14 protein-coding genes and 3 pseudogenes are annotated in these 18,105 nt (G+C 69.2%); 9 read left to right on the top strand and 8 right to left on the bottom strand.

Annotated elements, in window-relative coordinates:
* Positions 1 to 50 precede the first annotated feature (50 nt).
* From QEG98_RS30780 to QEG98_RS30770, 3 genes and pseudogenes are all read right to left on the bottom strand, one after another.
* Positions 51 to 2,165: a LysM peptidoglycan-binding domain-containing protein gene (locus QEG98_RS30780; protein ID WP_316563841.1), complete on the bottom strand. Its 2,115-nt coding sequence runs from the start codon at positions 2,163 to 2,165 to the stop codon at positions 51 to 53.
* A gap of 151 nt (positions 2,166 to 2,316) precedes the next feature.
* Positions 2,317 to 3,869: pseudogene (locus tag QEG98_RS30775) on the bottom strand (multiheme c-type cytochrome).
* 5 nt (positions 3,870 to 3,874) lie between these two features.
* Positions 3,875 to 4,258: a PleD family two-component system response regulator gene (locus QEG98_RS30770; RefSeq protein ID WP_002634498.1), complete on the bottom strand. Its 384-nt coding sequence runs from the start codon at positions 4,256 to 4,258 to the stop codon at positions 3,875 to 3,877.
* Positions 4,259 to 4,440: 182 nt separating this feature from the next.
* Between QEG98_RS30770 and QEG98_RS30765 the strand changes: the two genes are divergently transcribed.
* The 8 genes and pseudogenes from QEG98_RS30765 (at position 4,441) to QEG98_RS30730 (ending at position 13,299) form a co-directional block, all read left to right on the top strand.
* Positions 4,441 to 6,099 carry a mechanosensitive ion channel family protein gene (locus tag QEG98_RS30765; protein ID WP_316563840.1) on the top strand — a complete coding sequence of 553 codons (1,659 nt, stop codon included), beginning with the start codon at positions 4,441 to 4,443 and terminating at the stop codon, positions 6,097 to 6,099.
* Positions 6,100 to 6,220: 121 nt separating this feature from the next.
* Positions 6,221 to 6,787 (top strand): hypothetical protein, encoded by a 567-nt coding sequence (locus QEG98_RS30760; RefSeq protein ID WP_090490253.1) that lies wholly within the window; start codon positions 6,221 to 6,223, stop codon positions 6,785 to 6,787.
* A 15-nt stretch (positions 6,788 to 6,802) separates the two neighbouring features.
* Positions 6,803 to 7,630 carry a hypothetical protein gene (locus QEG98_RS30755; RefSeq protein WP_090490252.1) on the top strand — a complete coding sequence of 276 codons (828 nt, stop codon included), beginning with the start codon at positions 6,803 to 6,805 and terminating at the stop codon, positions 7,628 to 7,630.
* A 14-nt stretch (positions 7,631 to 7,644) separates the two neighbouring features.
* Positions 7,645 to 8,253, top strand: coding sequence for a penicillin-binding protein activator LpoB (lpoB, locus tag QEG98_RS30750; protein WP_090490447.1), 609 nt, complete (start codon positions 7,645 to 7,647; stop codon positions 8,251 to 8,253).
* Between the two features lie 15 nt (positions 8,254 to 8,268).
* Entirely contained in the window at positions 8,269 to 9,525 is a 1,257-nt protein-coding gene (locus QEG98_RS30745) for a COG3014 family protein (protein WP_090490251.1), read from the top strand.
* Between the two features lie 30 nt (positions 9,526 to 9,555).
* Positions 9,556 to 10,344, top strand: coding sequence for a ZIP family metal transporter (locus tag QEG98_RS30740; RefSeq protein WP_090490250.1), 789 nt, complete (start codon positions 9,556 to 9,558; stop codon positions 10,342 to 10,344).
* A gap of 9 nt (positions 10,345 to 10,353) precedes the next feature.
* Positions 10,354 to 11,238, top strand: a complete 885-nt coding sequence (locus QEG98_RS30735) for a class I SAM-dependent methyltransferase (protein ID WP_141592631.1) — start codon at positions 10,354 to 10,356, stop codon at positions 11,236 to 11,238.
* Between the two features lie 338 nt (positions 11,239 to 11,576).
* A pseudogene (locus QEG98_RS30730) lies at positions 11,577 to 13,299 on the top strand (sigma-54-dependent transcriptional regulator).
* An 18-nt stretch (positions 13,300 to 13,317) separates the two neighbouring features.
* Here the strand turns inward: QEG98_RS30730 and QEG98_RS30725 are convergent.
* The 5 genes and pseudogenes from QEG98_RS30725 to QEG98_RS30705 all read right to left on the bottom strand — a co-directional run bounded on the left by QEG98_RS30725 (position 13,318) and on the right by QEG98_RS30705 (position 16,950).
* A pseudogene (locus tag QEG98_RS30725) lies at positions 13,318 to 13,994 on the bottom strand (heme oxygenase (biliverdin-producing)).
* Between the two features lie 122 nt (positions 13,995 to 14,116).
* On the bottom strand, positions 14,117 to 14,371 hold the full coding sequence (locus tag QEG98_RS30720) for a hypothetical protein (protein WP_316563839.1): 255 nt from the start codon (positions 14,369 to 14,371) through the stop codon (positions 14,117 to 14,119).
* 5 nt (positions 14,372 to 14,376) lie between these two features.
* A complete protein-coding gene (locus QEG98_RS30715; protein WP_316563838.1) occupies positions 14,377 to 14,997 on the bottom strand; it encodes a GDYXXLXY domain-containing protein in 621 nt (206 codons plus the stop codon).
* Positions 14,997 to 16,094, bottom strand: coding sequence for a DUF4401 domain-containing protein (locus QEG98_RS30710; RefSeq protein WP_316563837.1), 1,098 nt, complete (start codon positions 16,092 to 16,094; stop codon positions 14,997 to 14,999). Before QEG98_RS30710 ends, QEG98_RS30715 begins: the two co-directional genes overlap by 1 nt.
* A gap of 1 nt (position 16,095) precedes the next feature.
* A complete protein-coding gene (locus tag QEG98_RS30705; protein ID WP_316563836.1) occupies positions 16,096 to 16,950 on the bottom strand; it encodes a DUF2157 domain-containing protein in 855 nt (284 codons plus the stop codon).
* Between the two features lie 294 nt (positions 16,951 to 17,244).
* Between QEG98_RS30705 and QEG98_RS30700 the strand changes: the two genes are divergently transcribed.
* The gene (locus tag QEG98_RS30700; RefSeq protein WP_316563835.1) at positions 17,245 to 17,937 is read left to right on the top strand and encodes a fimbrial protein; all 693 of its coding nucleotides are present in this window, start codon (positions 17,245 to 17,247) and stop codon (positions 17,935 to 17,937) included.
* Positions 17,938 to 18,105 lie beyond the last annotated feature (168 nt).

Raw genomic sequence — 18,105 nt, 5'->3', positions numbered from 1 at the left:
CAAATCGCTCGCCCGACGCAACCACGCGAGGCCTGCCGTCGCGCCGGAGACTACGGCGCGCTGAGGAGCAGCACCTTCCCCGTGGGAATGGTGCGGTTGTCCTTGATCTTGTTCCACCGCATGATGTCGTCCACGCTGACGCCGTAGCGCTGCGCGACGGACCAGAGCGTCTCGCCCTCGGCCAGCGCGTGGACCTTGCCGGCCTTGCCCGCGGGCTTGGCGACGCTCACCGAGTGCTTCGCGAGCACCGTGCCGCCGCGCTCCTGCACGCTGGCGGTGGCCGTGTTGCCATCGGGCCAGATGAACAGCGTGGAGCCCACCTGGAGCGTCGGGTTGCGCCGCTTGAGGTTGTTCCACTGCTTCAGCGAGTCCACCGACACGTTGAACTTGTTCGCAATCACCCAGAGGCTGTCGCCGGACATCACGCCGTACGTCACGCGCGTGCGCCCGTTGATGGTCTCCTTCTTCACGGGGCCCGCGGCCACCGGGCCTTTGGGCGTACCCGCCGGTACCTCGTCCTCGGGCCGCACCACCACGCCGCTGCGGCGGGCCTGCGCCACCTTCGTCGCCAGCGCGCCGCCCGAGCTCTTGCCGGCGGGAATCGGAATCACCAGCTCTCCGCCCACACGCAACGTCCGGGCCGACTTCAGCTGGTTCATCTGGAGGATGGCCTCGGACGCCGTGCCGTACGTCTCCGCGATTTGCGACAGGGTGTCGCCGCGCTTCACCTTGTGGATGCGGAAGGTGAGCCGCTCCGCGGGGCTGATGCGCTTGTAGTTGTCCGCGAACTGCGTCCCTGCCCCCTTGGGAAGCCGGAGCGTGTAGGGCTTCTTGGCCGTCGCCGGCGGGGTGCACCAGCGCTTCAGCTCGGGGTTGAGGTCCTGCACCACCTTGACGGGCACGCCGGCCGCGCGGGCGACGACGTCCAGGTCCGCCGCGTCGGTGAGCTGCACCTCGTCGAAGTCGAGCACGGGCTCGGGGTCGAACTCGTTCTCGTTGAAGCCGAACGCCGCCGGGTGCTTGGCCACCAGCGCCGCGGCAATCAGCTTGGGCACGTAGTGCTTCGTCTCCTTCGCCAGGCCGCGCTCTTCGGACAGGAGCCAGAAGTTCGTCGTCCCGTGTCGCTCCACCATCCGCCGGACGCGCCCGGAGCCGGTGTTGTAGCCGGCCCACGCCAGGTACCAGTGCCCCAGCTCGCGCTTGAGGTCCTTCAGGTAGGACGCCGCGGCGTGGGTGGCCTTGATGGGGTCCCGCCGCTCGTCCACCCAGAAGTCCTGCTTCAGCCCGTACTGCTTGCCAGTGCTGGAGATGAACTGCCACGGCCCCGCCGCGTGCGCCCACGAATAGGCATGCGCCGAAAAGCCGCTCTCAATCATCGCCAGGTACACCGTGTCCTTCGGCAGGCCGTACTGCTCCAGGATGGGGTGCATCACCGGCACGTACCGAGCCGCGCGCGACATCCACTTGCGGAACCAGCGTCGCCCGGGCCCCTGGAAGAACTGGACGTACTGGGCCACCAGCGGCTGCATCTCCACCGGGATGTCGTAACGGTCCTGAATCTGCGCCACGTCGAAGGTCGCCAGGTCCGTGATGAGCGGAATCTCCGGCAGCTCTTCGTCCTCGCGGAAGGTGTGCTCGTCGAGCGCGTCCAGCATGCGCATCCGCAGCGGGTTGGCGAGCCCGAGCCGTCGCAGCGACTGCATCACCTCCGCGGTGGAGCGCGACGCCGGGTCCAGCGCGGCGCCTTCCAGTGCGCGCAGTTCCTCCAACTCAGCGGACTCGGACTCAACCGCGTCGCGCGTGGCCTCACCTTGCTCGGAGGCGTCCTCGGCCACCATCGGCGTGCCGGGCTCCAGCGGCTCCAAACCGGGCTCATCGACATCATCGGTCGCGGTATCCGCGGCGCCACCTGCCGTGGCGGCCGTTGGTGCCTTCTCGCCACCAGCCACCGGCGACGGAGCCTCGCCTGCCGGCTTTACGGCAACGGGGGCCGCTTCCAGGCTGGCCGTGGGCGCCTTCTCGGCCGGTGACTGCGCCGCGGGTGCCTGTGCACCCTCGGATGCCTCCACCTGGGCCTTGGCAGGAACGGGCCCCACGGGCGGTGGGGTGAGCCCCGAGGCAGGGGCTGAGGCCAGGGCGAGCAGGAGCAGAGGTAGAGGCGGCATACAGTCGCGGGAACGGGCGCCCGGAGGCAGGCGAAAGCGGGAAGTAATCGCCCTTTTCCTTGACAGTCAAACAAGGAGTCGCGGCATGCGCGTCTTGTTCGGACGCCGGGTAGAAGCAACCGCCCAGGCGAGGGCCTGGATTCCCGGATGACTAGGGCTTCCCGTGTCCCGGCCCCACGATGCGCGGCAGGTATGTCGCGAAATCGAAGTGAGGCGAGTTCTCCGGGTTGTGACAGGTGACGCACACGCTCTCGCCCGGCGAGGCGATGATGTTGTGGGTTCCAGGCGCGTCCGCGTGCTCCGAGCCCGGACCGTGGCAGCTCTCACAGCCCACGTCCTCGCGGCCCGCCACCTTGTCCAGCCGGCAAACGCCGCCGGGCTGCTCCCAGCCGGTGACGTGGCACCCCACGCAGTTGAGGTGGAACTGCTTGCCCACCTGTTCCAGCGTCTCCCAGGCGTGGTGGTGCTTGGACTTCTCCCAGACGGGGAAGGCGTCCTCGTGGCAGGTGCGGCAGGGCTCGTTGCCCACGAAGCCCGCGCGGCCCGGCGCCGGAGGGGGGCAGTCCTGTCCATGGGCCTTCGCCCAGGCGAGGTTCATCTTCCCCACGTCCGCGTCGTAGGCGGACACCAGCGCGACCGCCTCCGCGTCGGAGGGAAGGCTGGACTCCAGGGGCACGAAGCGCAGCGTGAAGGCGTTGACGCCGTCGGGGGTGACGGGCGGAGCGTCCAGCAGGGCCTGCCGGCGCGCCACCAGTTCGTCGCGCTTGCCCTGCTTGAGCGCCTTGAGCTTCGGGTCCGTGCCGGGGAGGTTGATGTCCTTGTCCAGCAGCGCCGTGCGTTGCTCCAGGGCGGCGGCCTCACGCTCCAGGTCATCCTGACCCTTCTGCAACGCAAAGGGGCCCGCCTGGGGCGCATAGGCCAGGTCCACGCGCAGCAGCGAGCGTCCCTTGCTCTGCAGCGCCACCACCGGCACCGCGGACCGCACCAGCCGGTTCTCCTCGCCGCTGAACTCGGTGGCGGTGCGGGTGGCCACCACCACGTCGGCCTTCAAACCCGGCTGCTCCACCGCCTGCTGGGCCACGTCCAGCGTGACGTCCAGCAGGCCCACCACGAAGTCCGCTCCCTGCGCGCGGGCCTGGGCGCTGGCCTCCACGAGCTGCGCGGACGTGGTCGCCGCCACCACGCCCACCTTCCGTTCGCCCGCGGGCAGCAGCTTCACCGCGCCCGGCGCCAGCTCCGGCAGCCCCAGGCCCTTGCGGAAGTCCACGCCCTGCGTGTCGTCCAGCGGGCCGGTGGCGCGCACCGCCGGCCCATGTGCCGCATGGCGTCCGCGAGCGCCTTGGCCTTGCGCTCCTCCTGGGGCACTTGTCCCGGCTTGAGCCGCTGCTCGCCGAAGAGGCTGTTGCCGCCATCCACATAGAGGACCGGCAGCGAGCCTTTGCGCGCCGACTGCACCTGTGCGGCGGCGCGGGCAATGCCGCCTCGCATGTTCTCGCTACAGCCGCACGGGCCCAGGTAGCCACGCGTGTCGGCGGAGAGGAAGAGGATGGCGCCCGAGCCCTGGCTTGCCACCACGGCGGGCTTCGCGGCGGCGGTGGCCGACGAAGCCGAAGCGTCTGCTTCCGCGGGCTTGGGGGGCGGGTCCTTGCGTGCACAGCCAGCGAGCGACGCGGCCAGCAGCGCCGCGGCGAGGAAGGCACGCATGGAATTCACCAGAGGATGCTCTGCACCAGTTCGTCGATCTTCTCACCCATGGCTTCCAGTCCGTTCACCTTGGACAAGGAGCCGTCTGCCCCCACCTGTTCGGCCAACTTGGACAGCTCGTCGTCCGGGAGGCTGGAGAAGAGGACGATGGGGATGTCCTGCGTGCCGTACTCGTTCTTGAGCGTGCGACAGATATCCGTGCCCTTGGCTTCGGGCATGTGGATGTCGGTGAGGATGAGGTCCGGACGCCAGGTCTGCAGCGTCTTCTCGAACTCCATGAGCGTGGAGGTGGCGATGACCTCGTAGCCGCGCGCTTCGAGCACGGCCTTCTCCATCGCGAGCGTAATCTCGCTGTCATCAATCAGGAGGATTCTTCGCTTCTCGGACACGGCGACCTTCCTTCACTCCTTTATCTATCCTACCCCCACGCGCCGCACCAACGCTTTCCCGTGCGCTCCCGGGGCCGGTGTTTCCCTGATTTCGGATGTCCACCGCCGCACGCTCGCCCGCCGGGTCTCCGGGGACGACTTCTTTCCAGTGAGACATCGAAAAAGGGATATGGAAGTCAGCCATGATGCACCGTGACAGATGGACCCTGAGAGCACTCGTCCTGGGACTGGGGCTGCTGTGGAGCCTTCCTGCCGCCGCGCTCAACGCGGGTCTCAACCCGCCGCCCCCCTCGGTGGACCGGAAGACGCCGCAGGCCACTGTGCAGGGCTTTCTGGCCGCCGCGCACCGGGGGGACTACGCCCTGGCGGCGCACTACCTGGACCTGGACTACATCCCGCGCGCCCAGCAGGCGGAGCGGGGCTTCCAGTTGGCCCGCGCGCTCAAGTTCGTGCTGGACCGCAAGCTGCCCGTGGACGTGAGCGCGCTGAGCAAGGAGCAGGAGGGCGACCCGGCCGACGCGCGCTACGACCAGTTGGGCACCATTCCGTTGCAGGGGAACAACGTCCCTGTCCGCGTCCAGCGGGTCTCCTCGACTGAGGGGGAGCTGGTCTGGGTCTTCAGCGAGTCCACGGTGCGGCAGGTGGACCCGCTCTTCGCGGAGTATGGCCCCCGGCTGGTGGGCCTCCTGCCGGCCTTCTTCTTCAGTGACACGGTGCTGGGACTGGAGCCCTGGCAGTGGCTGGGGCTGCTGGTGACGGTGCTGGGCAGCCTGGGCCTGGCGGTGCTGCTGGAGCGCCTGGTCCTGGCTTTCGCCCGCCGTGTGGCGCGGTGGACCCGGTTCACCTGGGAGGAGAATGTGGTCTCCTCGGGGAAGGGGCCGCTGAAGCTGCTCACCTTCTCCGCGCTGCTGGTGGTGGGCACGCTGCTCTTGCGGCTGCCTCGTCCGGCGCAGGGCGTGTTCATCCGGATTGGCTATTCGTTGAGCGTCGTGGCGCTGGCCTGGGCCGTGCTGCGCATCCTCCACGTCTCTGTTGCCTTCGTGCAGAGCCGCGTGTCGTCGGAGATGAAGGACGCGGCCCGGGCGCGCAGTGTGAGCACGCAGTTGGTGGTGCTCCGCGCCATCTTCGAGGTGGCCACCTACGTCATCGCAGCGGCGCTGTTGCTCATCCAGTTCGAGGTGGTGCGCAACGTCGGAGTGTCACTGCTGGCCTCCGCCGGTATCGCCGGCCTGGTGCTCGGTCTCGCGGCGCAGAAGTCCATTGGTACGCTGCTGGCCGGCATCCAGCTCTCCATCACCCAGCCCATCAGCATTGGCGACACCCTCATCACCGAGGGCGAGTGGGGCACGGTGGAGAAAATCACGCTCACCTACGTGGTGCTGCGGACGTGGGACCAGCGCCGGCTGGTCATCCCCATCGTCCAGTTCCTGGACAAGCCCTTCCAGAACTGGAGCAAGGGGAACCCGGAGATGCTGGGGCCCGTCATCCTCCAGGTGGACTTCCAGACAGACATCGACGCGCTGCGCGCGGAGCTGCGCCGCATCCTGGAGAACGAGGGCAAGGCCCTGTGGGACGGCCGCGTGGCGACGGTGGTCGTCCTGGACGTGCTGGACCGGACCCTCACGGTGCGCGCGCTGGTCAGCGTGTCGGACTTCAGCAAGCTCTTCGACCTGCGGGCCCTGGTGCGCGAGAAGCTGGTGGCCTTCCTGCGCGCCCACCCGCTGTGGCTGCCCGTCACCCGCACGGAGGCGCGTCCCTTCCCGCCGCCCGAGCTGGATCCAGCGCGGCTGTCCGCTTCCCCGGATTTGCCGCCCGCGCCGCCCGTGTCGCCTCGGGCGTGAAGGCGGGCTGCTCCCCAGGCGCAGTGAGCCCTTGCCTGGGGGCATGGGGTTTTGAATAGTCGGCGCGCCGCGCCGTCATAGCGCTGGAAATTCGCACCTACCGCCCGGGGGAGTCTTCGAGATGATGCGTCATGTCAGGTTGTGTGGGGCCCTTGCGATGGTGGCCGCCACCGTGCCGCTGACCGCCAGTGCCCAATCCGGAGGCCGTACGGACGGTCCAGAGGAGTCCGAGTACGGCAAGGGTGGCTACAGCGGCCCCGGAGGCCGGAGCGTGTCGCTCCAGCTCGACTGGGGCGCGGCCATCAACTCCCGCAAGCCGCCTCGGGGCGCGCCGGAAGGCCCGCCGCTGTTCGTGGGCGCCACGCTGTCGCTGTGGGGCGCGGACTGGTACCAGCTGGACGTGAGTGGTGCCTACGTGTTCGACGGGGGGCGCTTCGTCGGCATGGTGGGCCCGCGCTTCCGGACCTGGGGCTGGCCGCTGGTGTTCACCGCGGGCCTGAAGGCCGGCGCCATCGTCATCCCGGAGGGAGAGGGCCTGCGCTTCGGCATCTCCCCGCAGCTGGGTGCCGAAATCCTCCTGGGGGACCGGGAGAACATCCTCATGGCCCTCAACTACACCCCGGACATCCCCATTGGCGGTGGCGGCGTCACGCACCGGCTGGGCATGTCCGTGGGCTACAAGTTCTAGCAAGGAGGCTTCGACATGATTGCCCAGCTGCTTGCCGCCACGCTGGCGTTGACCTCCAGCCAGGCGCCCGTCTCTGTTTCCGGCCGGGGAAGCCCGCAGGTGAACCTGCCGTTTCCGGCCGGAGACGTGCAGACCTACAACATCATCCAGTGGGACCCCAACCAGCTCCCGCGCATCTACGAGCGCTCCGACCAGCTCCCCCTCACCGACGAGGAGCTGACGAAGCTGTCCCAGGCTGGCTTCGAGCCCGCCCAGCTCGTGAAGATGATTGAGGAGCGCCGCTGCGCCTGCGACGCCAGCGCGGACGGCCTCATCCGGCTCAAGAAGGCCGGCGTGGACAAGGACGTGCTGGCCGCGGTGTCCCGGCACGGCCTGGCGCCCAACCGCGGGTTGAACCTGCTGGTGACGTTGGACTTCACCGGTGAGAGCCGCACCGCGCGCGAGGCGTTCCTCTACTTCTTCGTGGACGACGGGGACATCACCCGCGTCTTCACCGCCAACATCCCGGAGCTGCTGCGCCGCCGCAACAGCCACGAGACGACGGTGGACCGCAGTGACATCCTCGTCGCGCGCACCGTGCGCCGCGTCCAGCTGGCGGGCCAGGTGCCCCTGCGCACCTACGGCAAGCACAACGTGCTGGTGGTCGCCAGCGCCAGCCCCACGCTCACGCATCCGTCCCAGCTCACCGCGCAGGAGCTGTCGCGGGCGCAGCGCTACACCTTCGACTACCCCCGTGCGTCGCTGCAGAACGTCTGCCGCCTGACGGCGGGGTACCGCCGCGACGCGGTGCTCGCCTACAAGTGGAACTTCGAAGGCAGCCGCTTCGAATGCGAATGGAACTAGGAGTGACCCGCACCATGAACACCCGCCGCCTGCTTCTGTCCGCCTGTCTCGCCGCTTCGCTGTCCGCCTGCACGGGCCCGCGCGCCTTCACGCGTGGCACGTACGAGGACCCGAACACCATCGAGATGCTGTCGGACCGCTTCAACGAGAACGACCTGCAGCTCATCGCGAAGAAGATGGCGGAGTCGCTCGCCACCTCGCCGCGCTTCTCCCAGCCCCGGCCGGACGGCTCGCTGCCCATCGTCCTGGTGGGCAAGCTGAAGAACAGCACCTCCGAGCACATCGACATGCGCTCGCTGGGCGACAAGATTCAGACGGCGCTGGCGCAGACGGGCCGCTTCGCCCTGGTGGACCAGCAGGCGCGCCAGGACATCGCGGAGGAGTACGAGTACCAGCAGTCCGGCTACGTGGACCCGAACACCGCCAAGGGCCCGGGTCAGCAGACGTCGGTGGACTTCCTGATGACGGGCGACCTCGCCTCCATCATCCAGGAGGTCGGCCGGGACAAGCTCGTCTATTACAAGATGACCGCGAAGCTCAGCAACGTGCGGACCGGCCTCATCGAGTGGACGGATGAGAAGCAGATTCGCAAGAAGTTCGAGAAGCGCGGCGTGAGCTGGTAACGGGCGCACCCTTCCATGTCCATCTTCTCCCGCAGCCCGGTCCGCCTGAGCGGGTGGGGCGCGCTCGCGCTCGCGAGCGTGCTCCTCCTGTCGTCGGGCTGTGCGGGTGACTATGTCGCGCGCACCCGGGGCGTGCGGTCCGCGTACCAGCAAGGGGACTATTCGCGCGCGCTGTCCTCGCTAGAGGCCGCGGCGAAGGAAGGGCCCGAACAGGACCGCCTGCTGGTGTTGATGGACAAGGGCATGGTGTTGCACGCCGCCGGGCAGTGGGCGGAGAGCAACGCCGTGCTCGAGGAGGCGGAGCGGCTCAGCGAGCAGATCGACAGTGTCTCCGTCAGCGAGGAGGCGAAGACGCTCGTTACCAACGAGCGTCAGCGCACCTACCGTGGGGAGGACTTCGAGAAGCTGATGATTTCCGTCCTCCAGGCGCTCAACTACGCGGAGCTGGGCGACGACGAAGCCGCCATGGTGGAGGTCCGCCAGGTCAACGAGCGCCTGGAGAAGATGATCGCCGAGGAGAAGAAGCCCTACGAGCAGCTCGCGATTGCCCGCTACCTGGGCGGCGTCATCCGGGAGGACCAGCGGGACTGGGACTCGGCCTACATCGACTACGCGAAGGCCTATGAAATCGCGCCCCGCAAGGACGCGCTGGCCGAGCCCCTGCTGCGGCTGGCGAAGAAGGTGGGCCGCGACGACATGTACGCGGAGCTGCTGGCGAAGTACCCGGACGTCCCGCACGAGCCGCTGGCGCCGGACGAAGGGCAGCTCGTCGTCGTGGTGGAGGCGGGCCTGTCTCCCGAGAAGCAGCGCGGCTCCAGGGACCCGGGCGGCGGTGGCGACCTGATTGAAGTCCCCACCTACCGGAACCGGGGGCTCGCGCCGCCCGTGAGTGTCGCCCTGGAGGGCCAGTCCCAGCAGGCGGTGACGGTGACGTCCCTGGCGGACGTGGCCGTGGTCCACCTGAATGACCGGATTGGCCGCATGTTGGCGAAGCAGCTCGCGGGCGTGGCAGTGAAGGCGGGCGTGGCGGCGGGCGTGGGCGCGCTGACGAAGAGCGATGAGCTGGGCGTGCTGACCTTCCTCGTCCTCAACGCGATGAATGCGCCAGACCTGCGTTCCTGGCTCTCCCTGCCCGCGGAGTTCCAGGTGGCGCGCTTCCGCGTGCCCGCGGGGAATCACACCGTGCGTGTGACGAGCTGGGGGCAGGTGACGGAGCATCCGGTGGAGGTGAAACCGGGCCGGGTGGGGTTGTTGGTGCTCCGGCGCTACTGATTTGGTTTTTTGATGTAGGGTGCGCGCCCCATGTCGCCGGTCCTGGCCACGGTGGCCCTGTATTCCCTCATCATCGTCCTCGGCGCGCTGGCTGGCGCAGTGGTCGTCGTCTTGAACGACCGGCCCACCCATCTGGTGCGCTTCCTGGCTTTCGCCGCGGGCGTGATGCTGGGCGCGGCCTTCTTCCACATGCTGCCCGAGGCGTATCTGGGTGGCGGATGGTGGGCCTTCGCCCTGGTGCCCGCGGGCTTCGCCTTCCTGCTGGTGCTGGAGCGCTACCTCGTCGCGCACGCGGGCGAGGACATCTCCCACGGAGACACCATGGCGGGCACCGGGCACTCAGTGCATCCGGGACACGTGCTGGGGCTCACCGCCTTCCTGGGGCTGTCCACGCACACGTTGTTCGACGGGATTGCCCTGGGGTCGGCGGTGGAGGAGGGCGTGGGGGGCATGGCGCTGCTGGCCATCGTCGCGCACAAGGTGCCCTCCGCGCTGTCGCTGGCCTCCATCCTCAAGACGGAGGGGCGCTCGAAGGCCTCCATCCTGTCGCTGTCCACGCTGTACGGGATGATGGTGCCGGCCGGCGCGCTGCTCTACTTCCTCTTCGACGCGATGCTGCAGTTCGAAAGCCTCGCGGCCAAGGCCCTGGCTTTCTCCGCGGGCACGTTCCTCTACATCGCCGTGTCGGACCTGCTGCCCCACGTGCACCGGCACGGCAAGGACCAGCCGGGCCGCAACGTGCTGGCGCTCTTCGCGGGCCTGCTGCTGATGTTCCTGCTCGCGCGGCTGATGGGGCACCCCGAGCACCCCGGCCACTGAGCGCCCTTCATGGAAAAACGCACCGACTGGTACGAACACCCGCAGTACTACGAGGCCATCTTCGGCACGGACACCGTGCGCGAGGTGGACTTCCTCCAGACGCTCAGCGAGCGCTTCGGCACGGGCGGCAAGCTGTGGCTCGAGCCCGCCTGCGGCGCGGGGCGGCTCGTCGAGGAGGCATCGAGCCGGGGCCTGCGGGTGGTGGGCTACGACATCTCCGAGGCGATGCTGGCCCATGCGCGAAAGCGCCTGACGCCGGCGCAGCGGCGGCGCGTGAAGCTGGGGCCGTCACGCATGGAGTCCTTCGCCGACCCGTCGCTGGAGGGGCAGGTGGACCTGGCGCACTGCCTGGTGTCGACCTTCCGCTACCTGGACAGTGAGGCCGCGGCGCGCCAGCACCTGCTGGGGACGCGGCGGCTCTTGAAGCCGGGCGGCATCTACGTGCTCGGCTTCCACCTCACGGACTACGCGCGCGCCCGGCCCGAACACGAGCGCTGGGTGGGGCAGGTGGGGGAGGACCGCGTCGTCTGCAACACGAACGAGGGCCTTCCGGAGCAGCGGGCGCGGCGCTCGCCCATGCGCAACCGCCTGCGCGTCACTGGGCCGGACAAGGATTGGCTCATCGAAACCCAGTGGTACTTCCGCACGTACAGCAATGCCCAGGCGGCGAAGCTGTTCCGTGACGCGGGCATGCGGGTGCTGGCCGGGTACACCTTCGACTACGACATCAACGCACCTGTGGAGCGGGGCAGCCTCCGGTTGGACCGAGTCTTCGTCCTCCAGCCGGACCCCGAGTCTCCCTCCGTGGACCCTGCCGAGCCTGGGCGTGCGTCCGCGCGGAAAGCGCCCAAGAGGGCCTCGACGCCCCAGAAATCGCGCAAGATTTCACGATGAGGGCGTTTTGAGAGGGCTGGAGACGCACTCTTGGTGAATTCTGGGCGGCCTGCGTTCTGGTGGGACGCGGGCGCGTCCTGCTGGAACGCAAAACAGGCCCCTCGTGGTGGCCGCGTTCACCCATCTCCTTGGAATCACACGAATGTCGCGTTTGGCACGGGACGCGCATGTCGTTTTGCCGTGGCGCTTCGGGAAACCGGGCTGCCCCGCAGTATCGGAGTTTCGGGAACGCGGAAGGAGGGGCCGCTCCTTCCGCGTTCTTCATCTCCGCTACACTCCGTCCCCCTGATGTGGTTCCTGACAGAGCCTGTCGGAGGGCATTGGACGGAGGCGAGTGGATGCAAGACGAGATGGCGCAACTCCTCACGGATTTGCGGGGAGCCAAGGACTTCGAGGCTGCGGCTGCCGCAACGCTCCGGCGGCTGCAGGCCGTCGCCCAGGAGGCCGTTGCGTCCAGTCGGTACGCAGCCCGGGGGCGGGTGCTGCGAGGCATTGTCCACCTCCGTCCCGGCGAGGCCTACCGCAGTCTGGCCGCACTGGAGGTAGGGGCTGCGGAGATTACGGATGCCAGTGTAGGCACGCCCTTCTTCACCTCCGCCACGGCCTGGCGCGCGGTGGTGGAGCACCGGTGCGCGGTCTCCATCGACGTGAATGTCGGGACGGTGCAGCCCCATGCGCCCAACGCCCCCGTGACGGGAGACCCGAGCCTGGCGGGCTTCAACAGCCATGAGAGCCGGCAGCGCTTCCTGGGCCGTCATGCGACACACGTCTGCGTGCTTCCGCTGCGCACGCCGGGTGGGGACATCGAGGGCATGATTTCGCTGGAGGCGGACTGCCTGGCCGCGATGGGGCAGGACTTCGTCTGGCTGGAGGCGGGAGACCGGCTCCAACTGCTGGCGGACGTGGCGGCGCCGTACCGGCCCGGCTGCCGCAGCGGCCCGTGGCCCGGCCGGAGGTGGATGAGTTCCTCCCGGTGGTGGGGCGCTCCATGGCGGAGCTGCTGCCCATCCTCCGTGTCTTCGCGCTGCAGGATGAGACCATCCTCATCAGCGGCGCCACGGGCGCGGGCAAGTCACGGCTGGCGCGCTGGTGCCACGAGCGCTCCAACCGCCGCGGCAAGCCCTTCGAGACGCTGGACCTGGTGACGGTGCCGGAAGACCTCCAGATGGCGGAGCTCTTCGGCTGGAAGAAGGGCGCCTTCACCGGCGCGGTGCGAGATGCCCCCGGCAGCGTGGCCCGCGCAGAGGGCGGCACGCTGTTCATCGACGAAATCGACAAGCTGTCGCTCAAGGCCCAGGCGGGGCTGCTGCACCTGCTGGAGTCGCGCAGCTACCGGCCGCTGGGCGAGGGCACCGGTGAGCGGCAGGCGGACGTGCGCTTCATCATCGGCACCAACGCGGACCTGCACGCGGAGGTTCGCGCCGGCCGCTTCCGCGAGGACCTCTACTACCGCGTCAACGTGCTGCCAGTGCGCATGCCGGCCCTGCAGGAGCGCCAGGACGAAATCCCCCTGTGGGCGCAGTACATGGTGAACCGCAGGCACCGCGAGCGCTCGCCAGACGGCCACGCCCGGCTGATGAAGGAGGCGGAGCGGTTGCTGGTGGGGAGCCCCTGGCCGGGCAACCTGCGGCAGCTCGACAACATCGTCCGCCGCGCCTACACGCTGGCCATGGTGGAGCACGCGGACGCCTCGGGCGAGCTGGTGCTGCACGAGAAGCATGTCGCGCGGGCGCTCGACTATGAGCAGGCCCCGGGAGCCCGGCCGCTGCCGGAGGCGCTGCGTGCCGCCGCGCAGGCCTTCGTCGCCGAAGCACGCCGCCGCAATGCCCCGTTGGATTTGGACCGGCCGATGCCTTCCGCGGCATGGTGCTGGGGCTCGCCATCCGCCAGGTGGGGCGGGACGAGGGCTTCAAGCTGCTGGGCCGCGAGAGCCTGGTGAAGAACCGCAACCACCACAAGGCGCTCAAGCGCGAGCTGGAGAAGGTGGACTCGCTCTACAAGGCGCTGGGCGAGGAGGGCTCGCCCTTCTCCGACTTGCTGTCGGAGGTCGAAGCCGTCTGAGTCGCGGCGCCCGGGAAGCTACCAGGCGTCGGCGTGGGGGCCCGCGGCGATGCCCGTGGCGCCCCGGGCCAGCTCGTTACACACGAGCGCGTGGAGCCGGAAGGCCATGCGCGCTTCCTGCACCACCTCTCGCGCCTCATCCTCGTCCAGCTCCAGCCCGTCGATGCGCGAGTGGAAGCGGACGCGGAAGGCCGCCAGCTCGGCCTCGGGCACCGTGCCGTAGAAGGTGGTGCCCTGGCCTTCGGCCAACTCGAAGGCATCCGTGATTCGCCGCGCCCGGCGGTGCCCGCTGAAGACGTCCAGCACGCAGCGCGCGTAGGCGTGCGCCACCAGCAGGTGAGGGCCTCCTCGGCCACCTCCCGGATGCGCTCGGCGTGCAGCCGCGTCTCCACGCAGGCGAAGGTGTCCGCCCGGGACTCGCCGCAGAAGTACGTCAGGTCCGCTTCCAGCGCAGAGGCCAGCCGCAGCTCGGGCAGCAGCAGCGCGGTGGTGAGCGTGGTGCCCATGACGTGGGGCAGCGCTGCTTCGAACGCCGCGTAGAGCGTGTGGAGCTGCCGCAGGTGGCTCACGTAGTGCTGCGCCCGGACGTACTGGCCGTAGATGCCGCCCTCCCACGCGTCGAAGAAGAGGGACTGGATGAACAGCGAGCGCTCCGCCTGCTCGGCCAGCTTCGCCGTGCCTTCCGCCAGCAGCACGGACAGGGGCGCCGGGGTGGCGGCCTGGGGCTGCTCCGGGGACGCAGGGAGCTGGGGCTCCGCCAGCCGCTTCACACGCGCGGACACATCCGTCCGCGGCAGCCGCAATGTGCCGGTGGCGCTCACTGTTTCCACCCGCCACCGGCCAGCGTGCTCATCGCCAGGGGCCCGGCGTCCTCGTTCGACAGGGCCTCCAGCGGTGTCCCCAGTTGCTGGAGCGCCTCCGCCAGCGTCATCCCGATGGCGCGGAGGACCTCCTTCTCCACGCGAATCGTTACCGGCCCCATGGCCAGGTGGATGTGCCCGCACGAGCACTGCGTCACTTCCGCGCATGGACCTCGCGCCAGTACCGTCTTGCCGCATCCCTGACCGGGCATCGTCGCTATCCTTGATTTTGATTTTGAATATCGAAATCAAAATGAATGATGCACCAAAGGCCGGCGGAGAGCAAGCCCCGGCCTTTTCTCGACGTGCTCCGAGTGTGGGGAAGGAGATCGGCGTGGGACAGCGGGGCGTCAGCGGCCCAGGGGCTGGCGCTGCGCGTCCTCAGGCCCACCAGCACGCTGGAGCCGCTGTCCGCCACGCGCAGCTCGCCGTAGCGGGCGCCCTCGTAGCGGTCGGCGTGACCTTCCTGAAAGAAGAAGGTCTCCGCGCCCAGGCGGAAGCGCTCCTTGCGCAGGCGGTACCGGAGCTTGAACTCGCCGGGCGCGAGCGGGGTGCCGGGCGTGTCGAAGCGCACGAAGGAGCCCACGCCATTCGCGTCCAGCCGCAGCACCATGTTTCCGTCCTTGGCGGTGGTGACGGGATTCGCGTCCCGCTCGCGGCTGATGGCGTAGTCCAGCACCATGTAGTCGCCCTGAATCAGCGAGCGCGGGTCGACGGGGGCCAGCTCCAGCAGCACCGGCGTGCCCGAGCGCAGCACGTGCTCCTTCTGGACGACGAGCCCCGCGGGGACGAGCAGCGCGAAGGCCAGCCCGCCGAAGATGACCGCCGTGCGCACCATCACCGCACCTCCGATGCCGGGGCGGGGAAGCGCCGCAGCAGGAACGAACGCAGGCCCAGGAACACCAGGCCGCTGCCCATCAACGCCAGCGACTTGGCCAGCAGCGTGAGGCCCAGGTCGTAGTAGTACCAACTGCCGGACGCGAGCAGGTACGCCACCGCCAGCCCCAGCAGCACGCTGCTGCGCCGGTGGAAGCCGAGCGCCAGCATGCCCACGGCGGTGATGACCGCCGGTGTATGGGGCGTGAGCACGGCCACCAGCGTCAGCGCCGCGAACACCGCCGCGCCCGCCACGCCGGTGGGCTCCAGCGCCAGCTCACGCAGCACCCGCCACGCCGTGTACAGCGTCAGGGCCGTCAGCCCCAGCGTCAGCACGGCATCCGGGAGGGCGGAGACGGTGTCGAAGAGGTGCCGAGCCACGTCCCGCATGCCGCGCGCCAGCAGCACGCCGGGGATGGCGCACGCCAGCGCGAAGGCCACCGGCCCCACCAGCTCGCCCGTGGTTCCCCGTCGCAGCCGGGCCTGCTCCAGGAAGAGGAAGTACATCAGCGCAGCGCAGCCCAGAATCAGCAGGTCCAGCGCGAAGCCGCCCACCACGTGCCATGCGAGGAAGCCGGCCGCGCCCACCACCCCCAACGTGCTCAGGAAGCGGAGGATGGCGTCTGGGTAGACAAACATCAGCACGCCACTGATGACCATCACCAGCGCCGCGGCGACGTTTTCGTTCTCCGTTTCGATGCCGAAGCTGGCGGAGGCCATGGTGGCGCCGGCAAGACACAGCGCCAGCGCGAGCTGCTCCACGAAGACGCCGCGCAGCGTGCGGCGCAGCATCGTCGCGCCCGCGCACAGGCCCAGGCCCACCACGCCCATCACGACCTGCTCCTCCCAGAGGCCCGCGCAGGCGAAGAAGCTCAGCACGAAGATGGCGGACAGCCAGGCGCCGACGCCAGCGAAGGCCTTCACGAACCAGGGCACGGCCACGGACTGGCGCTGATGGGCTTCCAGGGCCACGCGGGCCCGGTCCACGGCGTCGGGCTCGAGCTGGCCTTCGGCCTGGAGCGCGTTCAACACGTCCTGCAACGAGGGACGCAGGGCCATGTCAGGACTCCTCCGTGGCGACGGTGACGCGGGCTTCGTGCCGCAGCCACCACACCGCGAGCGCCACCTGGGCGATGACGAAGAGCGGCAGCACGAAGAGGCCCAGGACTTCCACGTCCTGATAGGAGTCGAAGACGATGCTGACGGCGCCGGAGGTCAGGAGCGTCATCACGCTCACCGCGCCGAGCGTGAGCATGAACAGCTCGCCCTTCAGGTGCCGGTGCAGGGCGTACTCGGCCGCGAGCGAGGTCAGCACCAGGAGGAGCGCCACCACGGCGCCGGTGGGGGCTCGCGCCGGGTGCATGATGAATGGCACCGAGGCGATGAGCACCGGGGCCACCGCCATCACCGCCATCACCCGGGGCACCCAGCGCGCCTGGAGCCAGGACACGCGCAGGTTGGCGAAGTGCTCGTAGGTGGCCCAGGTGAAGCCGTTGAGCCCGCCCAGCACCACCGCCAGCCAGTAGGTCTGGTCCAGCTCCGTATCCAGCACCTGCTCCCAGAAGAGGAGGATGCCGGTGTTGACCAGCACCAGCGCCAGCAACCCCAGGGGCGCGAAGCGGGACACCGCCACCCAGGGAAGGATGAGCACGGCCCAGCCGATGAACAGCTCATACGGGTCCGCGCCCGTCTGATACGCCTGTCCGTACACGGCCAGCAGCGCGCCCACGAGCACCGAGGCCGCGAACAGGGACAGTTGCCCGCCCAGCGTCGCGCCTTGCTTCCAGGCGCCCACGGCCGTGCCGGTGATGGCCGCCGCGATGAGGCCCAGCTTCGCGAAGCGGTGCATGTCCGCCCAGTTGTACGCGAAGAAGTAGATGACCCCCGCGAGCACCAGCAGCGCGCCCAGGCCCATCAGCGTGGTGGAGAGGAAGCGCCGCCGGCCTGCCGCGGCGGGGTGGCCACGGACAGGTGCAGCGCGCGTTCCAGGGTGGTCGGCGTCAGGATGCCAGCGTCCGCGAGTGCCCGGAGTCGTTCCGGCGTCGCGTCAAGGTCGAGCAAGGGTTTCAACACGGGCGCAGTCTAGCTGTCCGGCAGGGTGGCGCGTCCATTCGCGTGCCTGCCGCGCCTGTCCGAAGGTCGGCCCGTGGGCCATGCTAGGCTGCCCGCCCTCGTGCGCGGCTCGCACGTGTGCCAAGGGGCCCTGTCCATGGCGGCGAACCTGGAGTGCCCGAAGTGCGGCAGCGAGCTCGACGTAACAGGGCGGGGCCCGGGCGCCATCATTCGCTGTGCCTGCGGGAACCTGTCAGCCGTCCCGAAGCGCTCCTATTGGGCGAGCCCGCGCGGCGTGGCGCTGGCCCTGGGGGTGTTCTTGCTCTGCCCCTGTGTGGGCGTCCTGGCCGCCATCGCCATCCCCAACTACAACAAGCTTCCGGTGCGCTCCAAGCAGCAGGAGTGCAAGGCGAACCTCCGTGGTCTCTACGCCGCCCAGCGCAATCACAACGCCGAGCACGGGACGTTCGAGCCGCGCATCGTGAATGCGGGCTTCATCCCGGAGCGAGGCAACCGCTACGCGTACTTCACGGGCACGGGGCCGCTGGTGACGCGTGACGCGGAAGAGGACGCGGTTCCGGCGGACGCGGAGGGTGTTGGCGTGGACCGCTCGCGGGACACGAGCCGCCGGGCCATCACCCTGGCGGACCTTCCCGCGTGGGTGTCCCGGCAGGTGGGCGTCTTTGGGACGTGCCCGGATTGCTACGTCACCATGGCCTGCGCGGGGAACATCGACATCGATGACACGGTGGATGTCTGGCTCATCTCCACGAGGCCGCTCAAGGATGAGTCCGGCGAGGCCGTTCCTCCCGGCACCCCGACGAATGTCGTGAACGACGTCGACGGTTGACGGGCCCGGTCCGCCGGGAGCCGTCGCTTCGCCCGGCGAAATCGTCGTGGGCGGACGACCCGAAAATCCCGCGCTTTACGTATCTGACTCTGAGAGCGACGGACGGATGGACGGGCCTGCGTCCCGTTCCGCCTCGCTCGCCAATCCACAGAAAGGTTTCAACCGTGC

This window comes from Myxococcus sp. MxC21-1 (assembly GCF_032612255.1).
Taxonomy (GTDB): Bacteria; Myxococcota; Myxococcia; order Myxococcales; family Myxococcaceae; genus Myxococcus; species Myxococcus virescens.
The sequence above is the reverse complement of the archived record's forward strand: the minus strand, read 5'-3'. Positions and strand labels throughout refer to the sequence as shown.

Excerpts from the sequence above, each read along its gene's own strand:
- QEG98_RS30745 (WP_090490251.1), top strand. The coding sequence starts at position 8,269 with ATGTCCATCTTCTCCCGCAGCCCGGTCCGCCTGAGCGGGTGGGGCGCG.
- QEG98_RS30705 (WP_316563836.1), bottom strand. The coding sequence starts at position 16,950 with ATGGGCCTGGGCGCGCTGCTGGTGCTCGCGGGGGTCATCTACTTCTTC.
- QEG98_RS30760 (WP_090490253.1), top strand. The coding sequence starts at position 6,221 with ATGATGCGTCATGTCAGGTTGTGTGGGGCCCTTGCGATGGTGGCCGCC.
- QEG98_RS30720 (WP_316563839.1), bottom strand. The coding sequence starts at position 14,371 with ATGCCCGGTCAGGGATGCGGCAAGACGGTACTGGCGCGAGGTCCATGC.
- QEG98_RS30780 (WP_316563841.1), bottom strand. The coding sequence starts at position 2,165 with ATGCCGCCTCTACCTCTGCTCCTGCTCGCCCTGGCCTCAGCCCCTGCC.
- QEG98_RS30765 (WP_316563840.1), top strand. The coding sequence starts at position 4,441 with ATGATGCACCGTGACAGATGGACCCTGAGAGCACTCGTCCTGGGACTG.
- QEG98_RS30735 (WP_141592631.1), top strand. The coding sequence starts at position 10,354 with ATGGAAAAACGCACCGACTGGTACGAACACCCGCAGTACTACGAGGCC.
- lpoB (WP_090490447.1), top strand. The coding sequence starts at position 7,645 with ATGAACACCCGCCGCCTGCTTCTGTCCGCCTGTCTCGCCGCTTCGCTG.
- QEG98_RS30700 (WP_316563835.1), top strand. The coding sequence starts at position 17,245 with ATGGCGGCGAACCTGGAGTGCCCGAAGTGCGGCAGCGAGCTCGACGTA.
- QEG98_RS30755 (WP_090490252.1), top strand. The coding sequence starts at position 6,803 with ATGATTGCCCAGCTGCTTGCCGCCACGCTGGCGTTGACCTCCAGCCAG.
- QEG98_RS30710 (WP_316563837.1), bottom strand. The coding sequence starts at position 16,094 with ATGGCCCTGCGTCCCTCGTTGCAGGACGTGTTGAACGCGCTCCAGGCC.
- QEG98_RS30715 (WP_316563838.1), bottom strand. The coding sequence starts at position 14,997 with ATGGTGCGCACGGCGGTCATCTTCGGCGGGCTGGCCTTCGCGCTGCTC.
- QEG98_RS30740 (WP_090490250.1), top strand. The coding sequence starts at position 9,556 with ATGTCGCCGGTCCTGGCCACGGTGGCCCTGTATTCCCTCATCATCGTC.